At 38.7% G+C, this 2,397-nt stretch carries 1 protein-coding gene; it reads left to right on the plus strand.

The annotated features are described in order from the left end of the window. Window positions 1–656 precede the first annotated feature (656 nt). A partial coding sequence (locus tag A6733_RS00310) for a hypothetical protein (RefSeq protein WP_141663421.1) occupies window positions 657–2,397 on the plus strand: 1,741 nt, incomplete at its 3' end.

Here is a 2,397-nt window from a genome sequence, read left to right on the forward strand (position 1 = left end):
GACACGTAACGTTGATCTATATTTTAAATGTTGCAGTTAATGTTTTAAAATATTTATACTAGTTTTGGTCTTATGTTAGATATGTTCCACATAAGTTATAGTGTATGTACGTGATATATTTGTACTACGTGATATATTTATTAACTGTTATGTATTATCATGTTTGTTTATATTACTCAAACTTATTTTGCTTAACATAAGATATTTGTTGATGTTTGATAACAATCTATTACTCGTGTTCTGTTAATTTATTTTTGTTAAGTTAAATAATTACAGTTGATGAGCTATATATTAATACTTTATTTATGCGATTAATTGTTATTTATTGTGTGTAAATATTTGTTTTTTTTAAGTTATATACAAGCTACCATCGGTAACAGGAGGGGCGTTTTTACTTCTCTTTGCCTTTGTCTTTGCTTGTTTTTGTGTGAGTTATTTAATTAATTGAGATACTAAAATTTGGTTTACAAGAGTGATAGTATGCTACTTTGCCCCTATTTTTATACCTTAGTGTTGTGAGATTTTCGTTACTGTACCCGCTTGTATTATGTGGCATTGTTGTGATCACCTGTAACGTTTGCGTGTGAGTTGGCGATGAAAATAGAGTTGATACTAAAAATAGTAAATAACAAATAATAAATATAAAGAGACTTGTTATGTATCCTGTGTCATCTGTAACCAGTGGTGCCACTGCTTCTAGTGGTGCTACAGAGAGTGTGGATGGTAGTAATGGTGAAGGTGGTATTGTACAGGGCGGTGGTTTGCAGCAAGTTGAGTTTTCTTCTTTTCCTACTTCGAACATTGCTGTTATTGCTACAGGCGAGAGGGTGAGTACTAGGACTGTAGGTGAAGCCTCTGCCGAAGTTTTTGGTACTTCTATTCATCCCGGTGGTTTATCTGCGGTTGGTGCTGTCTCTACAGCTGTAATACCACCTGGAGGTACAGAGTCTTCTTTGCCTGTTATGGCAACTACTTCAACTGCTCTCACTACTACAGATAGGGAGGTTGATGCTAGGAGCGTAGGTGGCGTTCCTGCTCAAAAACCCGGTACTACTTATACCGTTGTTTCTTCTTCAGCCGCTACTGCTGTATCTCAAAGAGATAATACAGCAAATAGAGCTAAAAAACGTGCGATTTCTGCTATCTCTTCTTCACAACCTGAGATTGAGTTATCATCTCTATTGGAACCACAACCTAATTTGCATCTTCAATCTGAGGCGCAGTCAAGTTCTTCTTCAGCTACTATTGCGTCAACTGCTGCTGCCGATAGAGGTAAGGAGGTGGATGCTGAAAGTGATAGAGAATGGTTTTCTGCTCAAAAGCCTGCTGCTGCTTCTCCGTATTGCGCTTCAATCTGTGCTATGGTACTCCCTGAGTGTGCCCCAATGATTGAGGATCTCTTTTCTGAAGTTGGTGCGCTTGCTAGAAGTATTTATGGGGATGTAATAAGTAAACAGCTCCCAGCAGAAACAAGTGTCAAGCTTTCTGTGACTGAAAGGGCTATTTGGTACCGGACCTACATGAAAATGTGTGAGGCTAATTTAGTGTTTAAGTGCCTTGGTGAGTACCATGATAAGCACCGCCCTGGTTTTGTACGTTCTCTTTCTAAAATTAAATTATTGTCGGATTCTGAAGTTGGTTTGCTAGGTTTTTTATTGGAGCTGGATTGTGCTATTCGTAGAGAGGCGGAGTATATTTTTAGCTCTTGTTGGAGTGAAGTTTCTGTTTCTCTGGAAGAGGAGTCCTTGGATGCTATTAGTTGTAGAGATTTTGTTAGAGTCCTTGACGTTGCTGGCGTTCCCGAAGTGGCGTTATCGGCAAACGTAGGATCCTACGTAAAGGGAGGAGGTAGTAAAGTTAAGGGCGTAGTGCCAGTAACTGGTGTTGTAGATCCTACGGATTCTTCTTCTCCCAGTTCTCAATTATCACCATCTCAGCAATGCGTTGATTTGCTGGGTGTTAAGTTACATCCTGATAGTGCTAAGCCAATTTACGATCTCTTTTTTGCTGTTCGTTTATCTGCTAAAAAATCTTGCTTTATTATACTGAATTGCCTCCTAAGGGCTATGAGTAGTGAACTTTCTGTGGTTGGGAAGGCTGTTTGGTGCAGAACCTATAGGGAACTGCATTTGCTTAATTTTATGGCTAAGTGTCTTTGTTTGTATCATTCCAGGTACCGTCCTGATTTTATACATTCTCTTGCTGATGTTAGAGTATTGTCAAGTTCCCATGATCGTAGCCTAGTACCATTAAGTGGAGATGTATTGCTGGATTTTTTATCGAAACTAGATTGTTCTATTAGTGATCAAGCTGAGTCTGTATTTAACTCAGAGTGGGATGAAGAAGCTAAGGGAATCCTTGTTGCACTAGAAGATGGGTCATTAGCTGATGTTAATT

Source organism: Candidatus Ichthyocystis sparus (genome assembly GCF_900078745.1).
Classification (GTDB): domain Bacteria; phylum Pseudomonadota; class Gammaproteobacteria; order Burkholderiales; family 2013Ark19i; genus Ichthyocystis; species Ichthyocystis sparus.